We start from the raw sequence: 417 nt of genomic DNA, 5'->3' as shown, positions 1-417 counted from the left end.
CCACAATGCTTCGCGCCACCTGCCGCTTTCCGTTCCGCGCCATGGTCCGTCGCCATGCCGCGCGCCGATGCCTCCGACATGATCATCACCAGCCTGCTCGATACCGACCTGTACAAGTTCACCATGATGCAGGTCGTGCTGCACCAGTTTCCCGGGGCGCAGGTGGAATACCGGTTCCGCTGCCGCAATCCGGGCGTGCAGCTCGCACCCTATGTGGCGGAGATCCGCGACGAGATCCGGTCGCTGTGCAGCCTGCAGTTCCAGGACGCCGAGCTGATGTACCTGCGTTCGCTGCGCTTCGTGAAGAGCGATTTCGTGGACTTCCTCGGCCTGTTCCGGCTCAACGAGAAGTACATCACCGTCACGCCGCTGCCCAGCGGGGAGATCGACATCCACATCGCCGGGCCGTGGCTGCAC

General features: G+C 64.0%; 1 pseudogene. It reads left to right on the top strand.

The annotated features are described in order from the left end of the window. Positions 1-54: 54 nt before the first annotated feature. Positions 55-417: pseudogene (locus tag GVL50_RS28575) on the top strand (nicotinate phosphoribosyltransferase); the annotation flags it as partial.

Source organism: Pseudomonas sp. 18058, assembly GCF_902706155.1.
Classification (GTDB): Bacteria; Pseudomonadota; Gammaproteobacteria; order Pseudomonadales; family Pseudomonadaceae; genus Aquipseudomonas; species Aquipseudomonas rustica.
This window is presented reverse-complemented; position numbering and strand designations above follow the sequence as displayed.